The 15356-nt window shown below is 71.2% G+C and carries 13 protein-coding genes; 9 read left to right on the top strand and 4 right to left on the bottom strand.

What is annotated here, in order from left to right:
• Window positions 1–21: 21 nt before the first annotated feature.
• Entirely contained in the window at window positions 22–1620 is a 1599-nt protein-coding gene (locus OHS59_RS17480) for an acyl-CoA carboxylase subunit beta (RefSeq protein WP_328494327.1), read from the bottom strand.
• A 153-nt stretch (window positions 1621–1773) separates the two neighbouring features.
• On the opposite strand from OHS59_RS17480, the gene OHS59_RS17475 reads away from it, so the two are divergent.
• Window positions 1774–2667, top strand: coding sequence for a biotin--[acetyl-CoA-carboxylase] ligase (locus OHS59_RS17475; protein WP_328494326.1), 894 nt, complete (start codon window positions 1774–1776; stop codon window positions 2665–2667).
• Window positions 2668–3173: 506 nt separating this feature from the next.
• Window positions 3174–4259 (top strand): adenylate/guanylate cyclase domain-containing protein, encoded by a 1086-nt coding sequence (locus OHS59_RS17470; RefSeq protein WP_328499247.1) that lies wholly within the window; start codon window positions 3174–3176, stop codon window positions 4257–4259.
• Between the two features lie 10 nt (window positions 4260–4269).
• Here the strand turns inward: OHS59_RS17470 and OHS59_RS17465 are convergent, their stop codons facing one another.
• A complete protein-coding gene (locus OHS59_RS17465) occupies window positions 4270–4932 on the bottom strand; it encodes a hypothetical protein (RefSeq protein WP_328494325.1) in 663 nt (220 codons plus the stop codon).
• Window positions 4933–5259: 327 nt separating this feature from the next.
• On the bottom strand, window positions 5260–6087 hold the full coding sequence (locus OHS59_RS17460) for an enoyl-CoA hydratase/isomerase family protein (RefSeq protein ID WP_328494324.1): 828 nt from the start codon (window positions 6085–6087) through the stop codon (window positions 5260–5262).
• Between the two features lie 124 nt (window positions 6088–6211).
• Between OHS59_RS17460 and OHS59_RS17455 the strand changes: the two genes are divergently transcribed.
• From OHS59_RS17455 to OHS59_RS17440, 4 genes are all read left to right on the top strand, one after another.
• Complete coding sequence (locus tag OHS59_RS17455) at window positions 6212–7354, top strand: GGDEF domain-containing protein (RefSeq protein WP_328494323.1); 1143 nt, start codon at window positions 6212–6214, stop codon at window positions 7352–7354.
• A 99-nt stretch (window positions 7355–7453) separates the two neighbouring features.
• Window positions 7454–8992, top strand: a complete 1539-nt coding sequence (hutH, locus tag OHS59_RS17450; protein WP_328499246.1) for a histidine ammonia-lyase — start codon at window positions 7454–7456, stop codon at window positions 8990–8992.
• A gap of 213 nt (window positions 8993–9205) precedes the next feature.
• Entirely contained in the window at window positions 9206–9409 is a 204-nt protein-coding gene (locus OHS59_RS17445) for a cold-shock protein (RefSeq protein WP_003969786.1), read from the top strand.
• A gap of 140 nt (window positions 9410–9549) precedes the next feature.
• Window positions 9550–11175, top strand: coding sequence for a DEAD/DEAH box helicase (locus OHS59_RS17440; RefSeq protein ID WP_328494322.1), 1626 nt, complete (start codon window positions 9550–9552; stop codon window positions 11173–11175).
• A 109-nt stretch (window positions 11176–11284) separates the two neighbouring features.
• Here OHS59_RS17440 and OHS59_RS17435 read toward each other — a convergent pair whose 3' ends face one another.
• Window positions 11285–11641 carry an LAETG motif-containing sortase-dependent surface protein gene (locus OHS59_RS17435; RefSeq protein WP_328494321.1) on the bottom strand — a complete coding sequence of 119 codons (357 nt, stop codon included), beginning with the start codon at window positions 11639–11641 and terminating at the stop codon, window positions 11285–11287.
• Window positions 11642–11751: 110 nt separating this feature from the next.
• Between OHS59_RS17435 and OHS59_RS17430 the strand changes: the two genes are divergently transcribed.
• The 3 genes from OHS59_RS17430 (at window position 11752) to OHS59_RS17420 (ending at window position 15265) form a co-directional block, all read left to right on the top strand.
• On the top strand, window positions 11752–12093 hold the full coding sequence (locus tag OHS59_RS17430; RefSeq protein ID WP_328494320.1) for a hypothetical protein: 342 nt from the start codon (window positions 11752–11754) through the stop codon (window positions 12091–12093).
• A 210-nt stretch (window positions 12094–12303) separates the two neighbouring features.
• A complete protein-coding gene (locus OHS59_RS17425) occupies window positions 12304–13575 on the top strand; it encodes a L,D-transpeptidase (RefSeq protein WP_328494319.1) in 1272 nt (423 codons plus the stop codon).
• Window positions 13576–13780: 205 nt separating this feature from the next.
• On the top strand, window positions 13781–15265 hold the full coding sequence (locus OHS59_RS17420) for an ABC transporter permease (protein ID WP_328494318.1): 1485 nt from the start codon (window positions 13781–13783) through the stop codon (window positions 15263–15265).
• Window positions 15266–15356 lie beyond the last annotated feature (91 nt).

Genomic DNA, 15356 nt, shown 5'->3' with positions numbered 1-15356 from the left:
GACTAGAGGGGGTGTTCCGGACTAGAGGGGGATGTTGCCGTGCTTCTTCGGCGGCAGGGACTCCCGCTTGGACCGCAGCGACCGCAGGCCGCGTACGACGTGGGAGCGGGTGTCGGAGGGCAGGATCACGCCGTCGATGTAGCCGCGTTCGGCCGCCGTGTAGGGGTTGAGGAGCGCGTCCTCGTACTCCCGGATCAGCCGGGCGCTGGTGGCCTCCTGCTCGCTCTCCGGGGTCGCCGCGATGGCACGCCGGTGCAGGATGTTCACCGCGCCCTGCGCGCCCATGACGGCGATCTGGGCGGTCGGCCAGGCGAGGTTGAGGTCCGCGCCCAGGTGCTTGGAGCCCATGACGTCGTAGGCGCCGCCGAAGGCCTTGCGGGTGATCACCGTGATGAGGGGGACGGTGGCTTCCGCGTACGCGTAGATCAGCTTGGCGCCGCGGCGGATGATGCCCGTGTGCTCCTGGTCGACGCCCGGGAGGAAGCCCGGCACGTCCACGAAGGTGAGGACCGGGACGTTGAAGGCGTCGCAGGTGCGCACGAAGCGGGCCGCCTTCTCGCTCGCGTCGATGTCCAGGCAGCCCGCGAACTGCATCGGCTGGTTGGCGACGATGCCCACCGGGTGCCCCTCCACCCGGCCGAAGCCGGTGAGGATGTTCGGCGCGAACAGCGGCTGCGTCTCGAAGAACTCGGCGTCGTCCAGGACGTGTTCGATCACCGTGTGCATGTCGTACGGCTGGTTCGCGCTGTCCGGGATCAGTGTGTCGAGCTCGCGGTCCTCGTCCGTCGTCGTCAGGTCCGCCTCCTCGGGGAAGGCGGGCGGCTCGCTGAGGTTGTTCGACGGAAGGTAGGAGAGCAGCGACTTGACGTACTCGATCGCGTCCTTCTCGTCGCCCGCCATGTGATGGGCCACGCCGGAGACCGCGTTGTGGGTGCGCGCGCCGCCCAGTTCCTCGAAGCCGACGTCCTCGCCGGTGACCGTCTTGATGACGTCGGGCCCGGTGATGAACATGTGCGAGGTCTGGTCGACCATCACCGTGAAGTCGGTGATCGCGGGGGAGTAGACCGCGCCGCCCGCGCACGGGCCGACGACCAGACTGATCTGCGGGATCACGCCCGAGGCGTGGGTGTTGCGGCGGAAGATCTCGCCGTACATGCCGAGCGCCGCGACGCCCTCCTGGATGCGGGCGCCGCCCGAGTCGTTGATGCCGATGACCGGACAGCCGGTCTTCAGCGCGAAGTCCATCACCTTCATGATCTTCTGGCCGAAGACCTCGCCGAGCGCGCCGCCGAAGACCGTGAAGTCCTGGGAGAACACGGCGACCGGGCGGCCGTCGATCGTGCCGTAACCGGTCACGACCCCGTCCCCGTACGGGCGGTTGTTCTCCAGGCCGAAGTCCGTCGAGCGGTGCTGCGCGAACTCGTCGAACTCGACGAACGACGTCTCGTCCAGCAGCAGATCGATCCGCTCACGAGCCGTCAACTTGCCCTTGGCGTGCTGCTTTTCGACGGCACGCGCCGAGCCGGCGTGCGTCGCCTCGTCGATGCGGCGCCGCAGATCCGCGAGCTTGCCCGCGGTGGTGTGGATGTCGATCTCGTGCTGCTGTTCCGGCTCGGACATCGGGATGCGGCTCCCTGCCTGCTCAGTGGGGACGTGAGGGTGAGGTGCTCAGAAGGGGGTTGGGCTCAGATGGGGGATTGGCTACTCATCCGTAGCGTAGTGGCGTGCCTACCGTTCGGCAGTGCGGCGTTTACCACACCTAGGGTGGGTTGCATGACGCCGCGAGATGATTCAGACGCGAACAGCAATCGGTGGTCCGACCTGGACCGTCCGCCGCTCAACGCCGTGGCGCTGCGCCGCGCGCTGGTGCGCGACGGGGGGCGCGCAGGGCTCTGGTCCGACGTCCAGGTGGTGGCCCGTACCGGCTCCACCAACTCCGACCTCGTCGCCCTCGCCGCGGACGGCAAGGCGGAGGAGGGCACGGTCCTGGTCGCCGAGGAGCAGAACGCCGGGCGGGGGCGCCTCGACCGGCAGTGGACGGCGCCCGCCCGCTCGGGCCTCTTCTTCTCCGTCCTGCTGAAGCCCACCGGGGTCCCCGTCGAGCGCTGGGGCTGGCTGCCGCTGCTCACCGGGGTCGCGATGGCGACGGGGCTCTCGCGGTCGGCCGGTGTGGACACGGCCCTGAAGTGGCCCAACGACCTGCTGGTGACGGTGGAGGGCGAGGAGCGCAAGGTCGGCGGCATCCTCGCCGAGCGCGCCGGGACCGACGCGGTCGTCGTCGGCATCGGCATCAACGTCACGCTCCGCGCGGACGAGCTGCCCGTGCCGGGCGCCGGATCGCTCGCCCTCGCGGGGGCGACGACCACCGACCGGGACACGATCCTGCGGACCGTCCTCCGCTCGCTCGAACAGTGGTTCGAGAAGTGGCGGAGTGTGGCGGGCGACCCAGCCGCCTCCGGCCTTCAGGACACCTACGCCGCCGGCTGCGCGACGCTCGGACGGGAGGTGCGGGCCGAACTGCCCGGGGACAGGTCGATCACCGGGGAGGCGGTCGCCGTCGACGGCGACGGACGGCTGGTGCTGGCCACCGCGGAAGGGGTGCAGCAGCCGGTGGGAGCCGGGGACATCGTGCACCTGCGCCCGGCCGGATCCCCGGGGAACGAGTGAAACAGAAGTGCCAGGGGTGACAGAAGGGGCGAGAGTGGCGGAAGGGATGGAAGACACGCAAGGGATAGAGGTGGCTGACGGGGCCAGCGGGGTACGCGGGGTGTTCCGTGTGATCCGCGCCCGTTCGTGCCGGTGATGAGCAAGGGACGTACCCGGGCCGTACGACAGGGAGTGGGCCGCCGGACGTACGTGGACGGAGTGGGTCACGGGCCGTCCGGCCCCGGCAGTCGGGAGTGAGCCACAGCACACCTGCCGTAGAGTTGAGGCCGGTCGATACCTGACCGCGGCAGATCGGAAGGGCAGCAGGCGTGACGGTCGACGACAGCGGTTCGGACACGGGTGGCCCCGCCGCCGACGGTGAGCCGGGGCGTACCGCCGGGTCTGTCGCCGACACGGCGGCCGCGCGGGTCGGCCGCGCCGAGCTCCACGCGCGCGTGGAGGAAGAGGAACAGGACCCAGTGGACGCGCAGGACGGCCGGACGGACGTGCAGAACGGCCGGTCAGGCGTGCAGGACAGCCGCACCGACCAGCCCGTCGCCGAGTCCGACGAGGACCCGCTGGCGCTCCGGCTCGAACAGCTCATCCTCGGCGCCGAGCGGCGCTACACCCCCTTCCAGGCGGCCCGCAGCGCGGGCGTCTCCATGGAGCTGGCCTCCCGTTTCTGGCGGGCCATGGGCTTCGCCGACATCGGCCAGGCCAAGGCGCTCACCGAGGCGGACGTGCTGGCCCTGCGACGGCTGGCCGGTCTCGTCGAGGCCGGGCTGCTCAGCGAGGCGATGGCGGTCCAGGTGGCCCGTTCCACCGGGCAGACCACCGCCCGGCTGGCCGAGTGGCAGATCGACTCGTTCCTGGAGGGCCTCACCGAGCCTCCCGAGCCGGGCATGACGCGCACCGAGGTCACCTACCCCCTCATCGAGCTGCTGCTGCCCGAGCTGGAGGAGTTCCTGATCTACGTGTGGCGGCGCCAGCTCGCCGCCGCGACCGGCCGGGTGGTGCAGGCCGCGGACGACGACGAGATGGTGGACCGGCGCCTCGCCGTGGGCTTCGCCGACCTCGTCGGCTTCACGCGCCTGACCCGGCGCATGGAGGAGGAGGAACTCGGCGAACTCGTCGAGGCCTTCGAGACCACCGCCGCCGACCTGGTCGCCGCCCACGGGGGACGGCTCATCAAGACCCTGGGCGACGAGGTGCTGTACGCGGCCGACGACGCGGGTGTCGCCGCCGAGATCGCGCTCCGCCTGATCGAGACGATGGCCAACGACGAGACGATGCCGGAGCTGCGGGTGGGCATCGCCTTCGGCACGGTCACCACACGCATGGGCGATGTGTTCGGTACGACCGTGAACCTCGCGTCGCGGCTCACGTCGATAGCTCCCAAGGACGCGGTCCTGGTCGACGGAGCCTTCGCGGAGGAGCTCATCCGCACGGGCGACGCGCCCGCCTCCGAGGCCGTGGCCGTCGAGGAGGCCGTCGCCGCGGAGAAGGAGGGCGAGGAGCCGCCCGCGTACCGCTTCGGGATCCAGCCCATGTGGCAGCGGGCCGTGCGTGGCCTGGGCGTGGTCGAGCCCTGGCTGATGAGCCGCCGGGAGTAGGGCCCGCCTCCTACGGGGCGCTGTTGTCGACGCACAGCCCCACGATCGGTACGCAGATGCCGCCGCCCGGCGAGGAGCCCTGGGGCGGGACCACCGGTGCCGGGGGTTCGGTGGCGGTGGGTGGCCGGGGCGCGGGCTGCCGTGCCGCGGCTTCCGGGGGAGGTACGGCAGCGGTGCCGCCGGGGCGGGAGCCCTGGACGGGGCGGGTGCGTGTGGGTGGGGGATGGGCGGCTGCCGGGCCTGTTGTCCTTCCCGCCCCTGCCGCCGCCCCTGCCGTCGGGTTCGTCCGCGCCGGGGGCGATACCGGCGTCGATGTCGCTGTCGGTGTGGGTGTCGTGCGGGGTGTTCCGGTGGCCGTCGTGGGGGAGGGGGACGCGTTCGTCGGTCCTGCCGCGCCCGTCTCCGGTCCCGTGTCGTCCTGCGCCGGGTTCTCCGCGGCGCCGGAGCCGCTGGGGTCGAGGTCCGTGGCCTCCACCCGCTCGCCTCCGGTCGACGGGTCCGGGACGGCCAGCCGCAGCATGCTCAGCGCGCCGGCGGCCAGGGCGAGGCCGCCGACTGCGAGGAGGGTGCGGTGGGGGCGGGGTTTGCGGTGGCGGCCGCGGGGGGTCGGCGTTGCCGCCGATTCCGATTCCGATTCCGTCTCGGTCCTCGTCTGGGTCGCCGTGTTCGTCATGTGGATCCCTCCCCCGGGTGCGCAGGTTATGCACGTGTGCGGGGGGTTCGGGGGGTGTGTGGCGTCACGTCACCCGAACGGGGAGTTGTGGGGTGCCGGGGGTTTGTTTCGCCCCCGCCGCCCCTACCCGTTCCCGTCCACTGCCTCGGGGGCGCTGCCCCCGAACCCCCGGTCCTCAAACGCCGGACGGGCTGAGATGCAGCCGGACCGGCGACATCTTCAGCCCGTCCGGCGTTTGAGGACGAGCGCGTCAGCGCGATTGCGGGGGCGAGGGGGCGCAGCCCCCATGCAGTGACGGGACGGGTAGGGGCGGCGGGGGCGAGGAAACTACTCCCCGGGCCACTCCGGGCGTCGCTTCTCGTTGAAGGCCGCCACCCCCTCCGCCCGGTCCCCGGAGAACGCGACCGACCGCCACGCGGCGTCCTCGATCTCAAGACCCGCACGGAGGTCAAGACCGTGCCCCAACCGCAACGCCCGCTTGGCGGCCCGAAGCCCCACAGGCGAGTTCCCGGCAATACGCGCGGCCAGCGCCAACGCCTCCGCCCGATCCTCCCCGTCCCCGACCAGACTGTCGATCAGCCCCAGCCGACGCGCCTCCCCGGCCTCCACCCGCCGCGCCGAGAAGATCAGCTCGGCGGCCCGCGCCGCACCCACCCGGCGCGGCAGCAGCTGCGTACCGCCGCCGCCCGGGATGACGCCGACCGACACCTCGGGCAGGCCCACCACGGCCGTGCCGTCCGCCACGATCAGGTCGCAGGCCAGGGCCAGTTCGAAGCCGCCGCCCAGGGCGAAGCCGTGCACGGCGGCCACGGTGGGCATCGGGAGCTCCAGCACCCCGGTGTACGCGGCCCGCGCGACCGGCCGCTGACGGACCAGCTCGGCGTCCGTGAGGGAGTTGCGCTCCTTGAGGTCGGCGCCGACGCAGAAGGCCCGCTCGTGGGTCGAGGTCAGCACCACCGCGCGTACGTCCCGGTCGGCGGCCAGCGCCTCGCAGGCCGCGGCGATGGAGCGGGCCATCTCGGAGGACACGGCGTTCATGGCCTTGGGCCGGTCCAGGGAGAGCTCCGCGACGTACGAGGCGTGGCGCCGCACGGCCACGTACTCCCCGAACCGTCGTGTCGAGTCCTGGTCGGCGTGGTCGGCCTGCTCCGTCATGTCGCCCTCCCGGTTAACGTGGGTTAACTTCCGGGGCCGATCATTCCAGTCGGCCGCCCGCGGGGAAACCCCTGTTCGCCGCGTCAACATCTCAAAGTCGGGCAAACCTACCTAACCTAGGGTAATGGGTGGTGACGATGTGCGACTGAGGGCCGTGGTGGCGCTGGCGCAGGGCATGGCCGCCGCGCAGGCCCCGCGGGAGTCGTGGCGCGCGGCGGCGGACGGGGCCCGCCGGGCGCTGGGCGGAAGCTTCGCCGCGCTGTCCGTGTGGGAACGGCAGCTGGGGCGGCTGCGTGTCCTGGTGAACACCGGGGAGCGGGCCCCGGACGAGGAGGAGTTCCCGGAGCGGGAGGCGTACCCCGTGCATCAGTTCCCCGAGATCACCGAGTTCCTGCACGAGCGCTGGGTGGGCGGCGGCGAGCCCAACGCCTGGGTCGAGACGGCGGACGGCCCGGCCGCGGGGCGCGCCGAGTACTGCCATCAGAGAGTCGCCGCGCTCAGGCGGCGCGGGCGCGGGTGCTGCGTCGTCGCGCCGATCGTGCTGCACGGGCGCGCCTGGGGCGAGTTGTATGTCGCCCGGCCGGCCGGCGCGCTCGTCTTCGACCGTGCCGACGCCGACTTCGCGACCGTCCTCGCCTCCGTGGTCGCCGCCGGGATCGCGCAGACCGAACGGCTGGAGGAGGCGCGGCGGCTCGCCTTCACCGACGCGCTCACCGGTCTCGCCAACCGCCGGGCCGTGGACATGCGGCTGGACGAGGCCATCGAGTGCCACCGCGCCCGGGGCGTGGTCGTGAGCCTTGTGGTGTGTGATCTGAACGGGCTCAAGCGGGTCAACGACACCCGGGGGCACGCGGTCGGTGACCGGCTCCTGGAGCGCTTCGGGTCGGTGCTGTCCCTGTGCGGCGCGATGCTCCCCGGCACGCTCGCGGCCCGCCTCGGCGGCGACGAGTTCTGTCTGCTCGCGGTGGGCCCCGCCGCCGACGAGGTGGTCCGTGTCGCCGACGAGCTGTGCCGCCGCGCCGGTGAGCTGGAGCTGGGCGAGGGGGTCGCCTGCGGGATCGCCTCGACCGGGGATCCGCTCGGGCCCGTCCGCTCGGCCCGCCGCCTGTTCCGCCTCGCCGACGCGGCCCAGTACCGCGCCAAGGCCGTACGCGCCACGAAGCCCGTGGTCGCCGGCCGTGAGGGCCCCGACGACCCCGTCGTACGCCTCGCCGACGCGCCCCCGCCCGCGGCGGCCGAACGCCGGAGGTTCCGCGGTCGCCGGTAGACCGGGCGGGAGGCCTCGGTGTGACCGAGATGTAAGGACCCAACCCCGTACCCACTAGTGACACCATCGCATTCACTGCGTACGCTCCTGAATATGGATATGCACTCTGTGGTGGTGGGGACGAGCGGGGTCACCGCGTCCGACGTGCTGGCCGTGGCGCGCGGCGGCGCCCGGGTCGAGCTTTCCGGCGAGGCGGTGGCGGCGCTCGCCGCGGCCCGCGAGATCGTGGAGGCGCTGGCGGCCAAGCCGGAGCCGGTGTACGGGGTCTCCACCGGCTTCGGAGCCCTCGCGTCCCGGCACATCAGCCCGGAGCTGCGGGCCCAGTTGCAGCGCAACATCGTGCGCTCGCACGCCGCCGGGATGGGGCCGCGCGTCGAACGCGAGGTCGTGAGGGCCCTGATGTTCCTGCGGCTCAAGACCGTCTGCTCCGGCCGCACCGGCGTACGCCCGTCCGTCGCGCAGACCATGGCCGACATCCTCAACGCCGGAATCACCCCGGTCGTCCACGAGTTCGGCTCGCTCGGCTGCTCCGGCGACCTCGCGCCGCTCTCCCACTGCGCCCTGACGTTGATGGGCGAGGGGGACGCCGAGGGCCCGGACGGCGAGGTCCGCCCGGCCGGTGAACTGCTCGCCGAGCACGGCATCGAGCCCGTCGAGCTGCGCGAGAAGGAGGGCCTGGCCCTCCTCAACGGCACCGACGGCATGCTCGGCATGCTGATCATGGCCCTCGCCGACCTCGACAACCTCTACAAGTCCGCCGACATCACCGCCGCCCTCAGCCTGGAGGCGCTCCTCGGGACCGACAAGGTCCTCGCGCCCGAACTGCACGCCATCCGGCCGCACCCCGGCCAGAGCGTCAGCGCCGCCAACATGCTGGCCGTGCTGAAGGGTTCGGAGCTGACCGGCCATCACCAGGACGACGCGCCGAGGGTGCAGGACGCGTACTCGGTGCGCTGTGCCCCGCAGGTGGCCGGCGCCGGACGCGACACCATGAGCCATGCCCGGCTGGTCGCCGAGCGCGAACTGGCCTCCGCCGTCGACAACCCGGTCGTCCTGCCCGACGGACGCGTCGAGTCGAACGGCAACTTCCACGGGGCGCCCGTCGCGTACGTGCTGGACTTCCTCGCCATCGCCGCGGCCGACCTCGGCTCCATCGCCGAGCGCCGCACGGACCGGCTCCTCGACAAGAACCGCTCGCACGGCCTGCCGCCCTTCCTCGCGGACGACGCGGGCGTCGACTCCGGCCTGATGATCGCCCAGTACACGCAGGCCGCCCTGGTCAGCGAGATGAAGCGGCTCGCCGTACCGGCCTCCGCGGACTCCATCCCGTCCTCCGCGATGCAGGAGGACCACGTCTCGATGGGCTGGTCGGCCGCCCGCAAGCTCCGCACGGCCGTCGACAACCTGACCCGGATCATCGCCATCGAGCTGTACGCCGCCACACGCGCCGTGGAGCTGCGTGCCGGACTCACCCCGGCGCCGGCCTCGCGGGCCGCCGTCACGGCCGTCCGGGCCGCCGGAGTGGCGGGCCCCGGGCCGGATCGTTTCCTTGCCCCGGACCTGGCCGCGGCGGACGCCTTCGTGCGTGGCGGCCACCTGGTCGCGGCGGTCGAACCGGTGACGGGCCCGCTGGCCTGAGGGTCCGGCGGACGGCGGAAATCCGGTCCGAGCGGGCGGGGCAGGCGTGTGCCGTGTCGGCCACGACAGCCCCGCCGCTTCGTGTGCTAGGGTTCATAGCGAAACGTTTTTGGTACCCATTAACTTGTGCGCCTGAAAGGATTCTCTCTCAGGCGCGTTTTGTTTTTCCGGTCATTTCCGGATGGGAGCCACACCTATCCAAGGAGAAATGACATGGCTACTGGCACCGTGAAGTGGTTCAACAGCGAAAAGGGCTTCGGCTTCATCGAGCAGGACGGCGGCGGCGCCGACGTCTTCGCCCACTACTCCAACATCGCCACCTCTGGCTTCCGTGAGCTGCAGGAGGGCCAGAAGGTCTCCTTCGACGTCACGCAGGGCCAGAAGGGCCCGCAGGCGGAGAACATCGTTCCCGCCTAATTCCGGGACGCGCATCACGCGAGCCGGGGTCCGCACCTTCGGGTGCGGGCCCCGGCTTGTGCTGTCCGTGTGTCCCAGAGCACGGGAAACCGTGAAAGCACGGGAAACCGTGCGGCCCAGGAAGGAATTCCAGATCCAGCATGACTCGATCCGAACGTCCTGAACGACCCACCGGCGGGCGACCGGCGAATTCCCGGGGTTCTCGCGGCTCTCGTGGCACACGTGGCGGAGGCCAGGCGGCCACCGCGAACGGCGGCGGCAGAAACGTACGCAAGAAGCCGATCGCGCAGGTCGCCCCGCCGCGCGAGTTCACCCTGCCGCAGACGCTCACGCCCGCACTGCCCTCCGTCGAGTCCTTCGACGCGCTGGACATGCCGGCCGCGCTCGGCAAGACGCTCAGCGCCCAGGGTGTCACCGACCCCTTCCCGATCCAGGGCGCGACGCTGCCCAACTCCCTCGCCGGACGCGACATCCTCGGCCGGGGCCGCACCGGCTCGGGCAAGACCCTCGCCTTCGGCCTCGCGCTGCTCGCCCGCACGGCCGGCCGGCGCGCCGAGCCCAAGGCGCCGCTCGCGCTCGTCCTGGTGCCCACGCGTGAACTCGCGCAGCAGGTCACCGACGCACTCACGCCGTACGCCACGGCCGTGAACCTGAGGCTCGCGACGGTCGTCGGCGGGCTCTCCATCGGTAAGCAGTCCGCTCTGCTGCGGCGCGGTGCCGAGGTGCTCGTCGCCACGCCGGGACGTCTCAAGGACCTGATAGACCGGGGCGACTGCACCCTCGCGCAGGTGAGCATCACCGTCCTCGACGAGGCCGACCAGATGGCCGACATGGGGTTCATGCCCCAGGTGACGGCGCTCCTCAACCAGGTCGAGCCGGACGGCCAGCGCATGCTGTTCTCGGCGACGCTGGACAAGAACATCGACAAGCTCGTGCGGATGTACCTCACGGACCCCGTCGTGCACTCCGTCGACCCCTCGGCCGGCGCGGTGACGACGATGGAGCACCACGTGCTGCACGTCGCCGACGAGACGGACAAGAAGGCCGTCGCGATGCGGATCGCCGCCCGTGACGGGCGCGTGCTCCTCTTCGTCGACACCAAGCGCTCGGCGGACCGCTTCACCAAGCGGCTGCTCGCGAGCGGCGTACGGGCCTCCGCGCTGCACGGCGGGCGTTCCCAGCCGCAGCGCACCCGCACGCTCGACCAGTTCAAGACCGGTCTGGTGACCGCACTCGTCGCGACCAACGTGGCGGCGCGCGGGATCCACGTCGACGACCTCGACCTCGTCGTGAACGTCGACCCGCCGACCGACCACAAGGACTACCTGCACCGCGGCGGCCGTACGGCCCGGGCGGGAGAGTCCGGCAGCGTCGTCACGCTGGTCCTGCCGGAGCAGAAGCGGGACATGACCCAGCTGATGGCCAACGCGGGGATCAGCCCGCACACGGCCCGCGTCAGGTCCAGCGACGAGGAACTCGTACGGATCACCGGCGCGCGCGAGCCGTCCGGGGTCCCGGTCGTCATCCCCGTGCCGGAGCCCACGGTCGCCCAGCCGTCGCAGGGGAAGTCCCGTGCACGGCGTGGCGGTGGCGGAGGCGGGGGTGGCCGCGGGGCGGCTGCCGCCGGTACCCGGTCCTCCGGTACGCGGTCCGGTGGCGGCGCTGCTCGCACCGGGTCCGGCGCCGGGGGCGCGTCCCGTGGACGTGGGGCCGCCGCGGGGCGTACGCGCGGTGGGCAGCAGGGTGGCGGGCGCAGGTCCGCCTGAGGCTCCGACCGGGCGCTCGGGGGGAAGCGTCGTGCGGCGGCTGCGGGTTCGCCGTGGCCGGTCGCGCGGTTCCCCGCGTCCCTGACGGGGCGCCCTCGGGCGCCCCGTGTCAGAACTCCGTCATGCGCTCTCTGCGGACGGAGTAGACGACGAACCCGGCCCCCAGGGCCAGGAACAGCGTGCCGCCCGCCACGTACGGGGTCGTGTCGAAGCTTCCCGTGTCGGCCAGGCGGGTCCGGGTCTCCTCGGTGGCCGTGTCCTCGGTCGTACCGGTTTCCTCTGTGGCGGCCTCCCCGGACGTGTCCGTGGAGGTGTGTGCCGCGGTGCGGACCACCGTCGTGGTCGTCGTCTGTGTTCTGTGCTGCGCCGGCTTGTCGTCCGTCGCGTTGGCGGACGGGACGAACCACAGGGCACCCAGGAGGGTCCCCGCGGCGGTGGCGGTCAGCAACGATCGACGTGCGGACACGGAATATCGATCCCCTTGTGACGCTGGCGAATTGGCCGTGTGGGGCGATGTTAGTGAAAGGTGCGGGTCACAGGAAAGTCACGGTGGCCATGAGCCGTACGCTCCCACGTATGAGCACACCTGAGACATCACGTTTTGTACGGTTGCACGTCGAATTGATCGTCGAGGTCGACGACGAGGGCGCCCTCACCAAGGCGGCGCTGAGCAGCATGGCCGAGGATTCCGAGATCCCGGCCGACGAGCGGGCCCACGCCGAGACCACGGTGACGCACAACACGGCCGAGGCGCTCGCGTACCTCGTGGACCCGTTCGACCTGGTCGCGGACCTGCCCGGGGTCGAACTCGCCCAGGCCTCGTGGAGCAGCGAGCACGTCGACTACGACCCCGATTCGCCGGATTGGGACCTGGACGAGGATGATGACGCCTCGGACGAGGAAGAAGCGACCGGCTGACACCACTTGGGAGATTCATGGCCCCGGGCGGCAACCGCCACCCGGGGTTCTGTCGTCTCAAGGGGCGCAGTGACCGACACCCGCACCAGGCGTATCCCTGTGGATCGACGTGGCATGCCCCACACCCGTGATGGATGTGGAACGGGACGAACCGGTCGTAGCGTTAATTGGTGTTACGGGGACTCTCGGTGTTTTGGGGATTCGGCAACGATGGAGAAGCGTGTGATGACGGACAGTAAGCGGCGCAAGGGCCTGACGGTCGCGTCCGCACTGCTCGGCGGGGTGCTGATGCTCTCTGCGTGCAGCGGAGGGGGCGGCGACAACCCCAAGGGCGACGACGAAGGTGACGGCTCCTCGCAGTCCAAGGTCGACGAGGCGGCGGCGAAGAAGACGTCCGAGGCCCAGATCAAGATCACGCCCAAGGACGGGTCCGACAACGCCTCCATCAACAGCGCGGCCGCGGTCACTGTGACCAAGGGCACACTGACGGATGTGACCATGAAGACGGCGGAGGGTGCCGCCGTCGAGGGCGAGATATCCGCGGACAAGAAGACCTGGAAGCCCAGCGCTCAGCTGGAGCGCGCCACCGCCTACAAGATCGCCGCGACGGCCAAGGACTCGGACGGCCGCGCCGCCCACGAGAACGCGTCGTTCACGACGGTCTCCCCGGCCAACAGCTTCATCGGCAACTTCACGCCCGAGGACGGTTCCACCGTCGGCGTCGGCATGCCGGTCTCGATCAACTTCGACAAGGCGATCACGAACAAGGCGGACGTCCAGAAGGGCATCACCGTCTCCTCCACCAGCGGCCAGGATGTCGTCGGCCACTGGTTCAACGCCAACCGCCTGGACTTCCGCCCCGAGGAGTACTGGAAGGGCAACTCCACCGTCACCCTGAAGCTGAAGCTCGACGGTGTGGAGGGTGCCGAGGGCGTGTACGGCGTGCAGCAGAAGACGGTCACCTTCAAGATCGGCCGCGACCAGGTCTCGATCGTCGACGCCAAGACCAAGACGATGAAGGTCACGCAGAACGGCAAGACGATCCGCACCATCCCGATCTCGGCGGGCTCGCCCGAGAACAAGACGTACCAGGGCCAGATGGTGATCTCCGAGAAGTTCAAGGAGACCCGGATGAACGGCGCCACCGTCGGCTTCACGGACGACGACGGCAAGGGCGAGTACGACATCAAGGACGTCCCGCACGCGATGCGGCTGTCGAACTCCGGCACCTTCATCCACGGCAACTACTGGGGCGCCAAGTCCATCTTCGGCAGCGTCAACACCAGCCACGGCTGCGTGGGCCTGTCGGACACCAAGGGCGCCAACGACACGAACTCCCCGGGCGGTTGGTTCTACAGCCACTCGATCGTCGGTGACGTCGTGGACGTGCGGAACACCGGTGACAAGACCGTCGCCCCGGACAACGGCCTCAACGGCTGGAACCTGGACTGGGCGGCGTGGAAGGCCGGTTCGGCCGTCTGACCCGACCGGTTGGCCGTCCGACCCGAACACGCCTCGTCCCGAGGGCGGTTGCTCGTCAGGAGCAGCCGCCCTCGGCGTTTTCCCACAGGGTTCCGGAGATCCGCACAGCGTCCCCGGGGACGGCTCCGGGGTTCTGCACAGCCTTCTCATCCTTCTCTTATGCGGGGCTTATCCCGCCATCACGCGCCGTACCTAGCTTGCGGCCATGTTCTTCACCTATCTGAGGCGCGAACTGCGCCGCCGCAGAAAGGCGGCGCTCGTCGTCGCCTCCGGACTCGCCCTGGGCATCGCCCTGGTCATCGTGGTCAGCTCCGTGTCGTCCGGCATGGAGAAGGCGCAGGGCAAGGTCCTCCAGTCGCTGTACGGGCTGGGCACGGACATGACGGTCACCAAGGCGGCCCAGGCCCGGTCGAGCACGGGTGAGCGCCCGCGCTTCCAGTTCGACGCCCGGGACGGTGACTCCGACGAGGAGCAGAGCAGCGACCGCGTCATGGTGCAGGGCTTCCAGACCCTGGCGTCGAGCACGGTCTCCGAGGTCGACACGCAGGAGGGCGTCTCGGACGCCGTCGGCGGGCTCAGCCTCCAGGTCATCAAGGTCAGCGGCCAGTTCCAGCGGGGCGAGTTCCGGCAGGACCAGCAGCAGGGCGGGGGCGGCGGCAACCAGCAGGGCGGCGGCCCCGGTGCCCAGCAGTCCCCGCAGGGCCGGGTCGAGGGCGGCGGCGCCGACTTCGACGTCAACAACTACTCGGTCTACGGCACGGACGTCACCAAGCCCGCGCTGGGCCCGCTGACCTCCTCGAAGATCACCAGCGGCCGTACCTTCAAGACCTCCGAGACCGACGCGAAAGTCGTGGTCGCCGACAAGTCCTACGCCAAGGAGAAGAAGCTCGCACTCGGTGACACCGTCACCGTCAAGAGCGTCAAGTACAAGGTCATCGGCATCGCGACCCCCGACAGCGGTGACGCGGCGGCCAACCTGTACATCCCGCTCAGGCAGGCGCAGACGCTCAGCGACTCCAAGAACAAGGTCACCACGATCTACGTCCAGGCGTCCGACTCGCAGCAGATCGACGCCGTCAAGTCGACCATCCAGAAGAACATCTCGGGTACGACGGTGACGACGTCGGCCGACCTCGCCGACACGGTCTCCGGGTCGCTGTCCACCGCCTCCGACCTCGCCTCGAACGTGGGCAAGTGGCTGTCGATCGCGGTGCTCGTGGCCGCGTTCCTGGTCGCCGGACTGCTCACCTCGTCCGCGGTCTCGCGCCGCGTCCGCGAGTTCGGCACGCTGAAGGCGCTCGGCTGGAAGTCCGGCCGGGTCACCCGGCAGGTCGTCGGCGAGGCCGTCGTCAACGGGCTCGTCGGCGGCGTCCTCGGTATCGCCCTCGGCCTCGGCGGCGCGTACGCCGTCACCGCGATCAGCCCGACCCTCCAGGCCGAACTCGCCTCCACGGGCGGGGGCATGGGCGGCCCCGGCGGCGGTGGAGGCCCCGGTGGCGGCGGCATGGGCGGCCCGGCCCGCCAGGCGGCGTCCAAGGCCCTCGACGTGACGCTCACGGCACCCGTCGCCCTCGACACGATCGCGATCGCGGTGGGCCTCGCGGTGGCCGGCGGCCTCATCGCCGGCGCGTTCGGCGGCTGGCGGGCCTCCCGCCTCCGCCCGGCGGACGCCCTGCGCAGGGTCGAGTAGCCCGAACACCTACGGGCGGCCCCGCACCCCGGCCCCTCGGGGGCGCGGGGAACTGCGCGACCAGCCACGGACGGCCCGCACTTTTTCATAC

Source organism: Streptomyces sp. NBC_00414 (genome assembly GCF_036038375.1).
In the GTDB taxonomy this organism is placed as follows: Bacteria; Actinomycetota; Actinomycetes; order Streptomycetales; family Streptomycetaceae; genus Streptomyces.
Note: the sequence above shows the minus strand (reverse complement) of the source record. Positions and strands in the feature narration are given on the sequence as shown.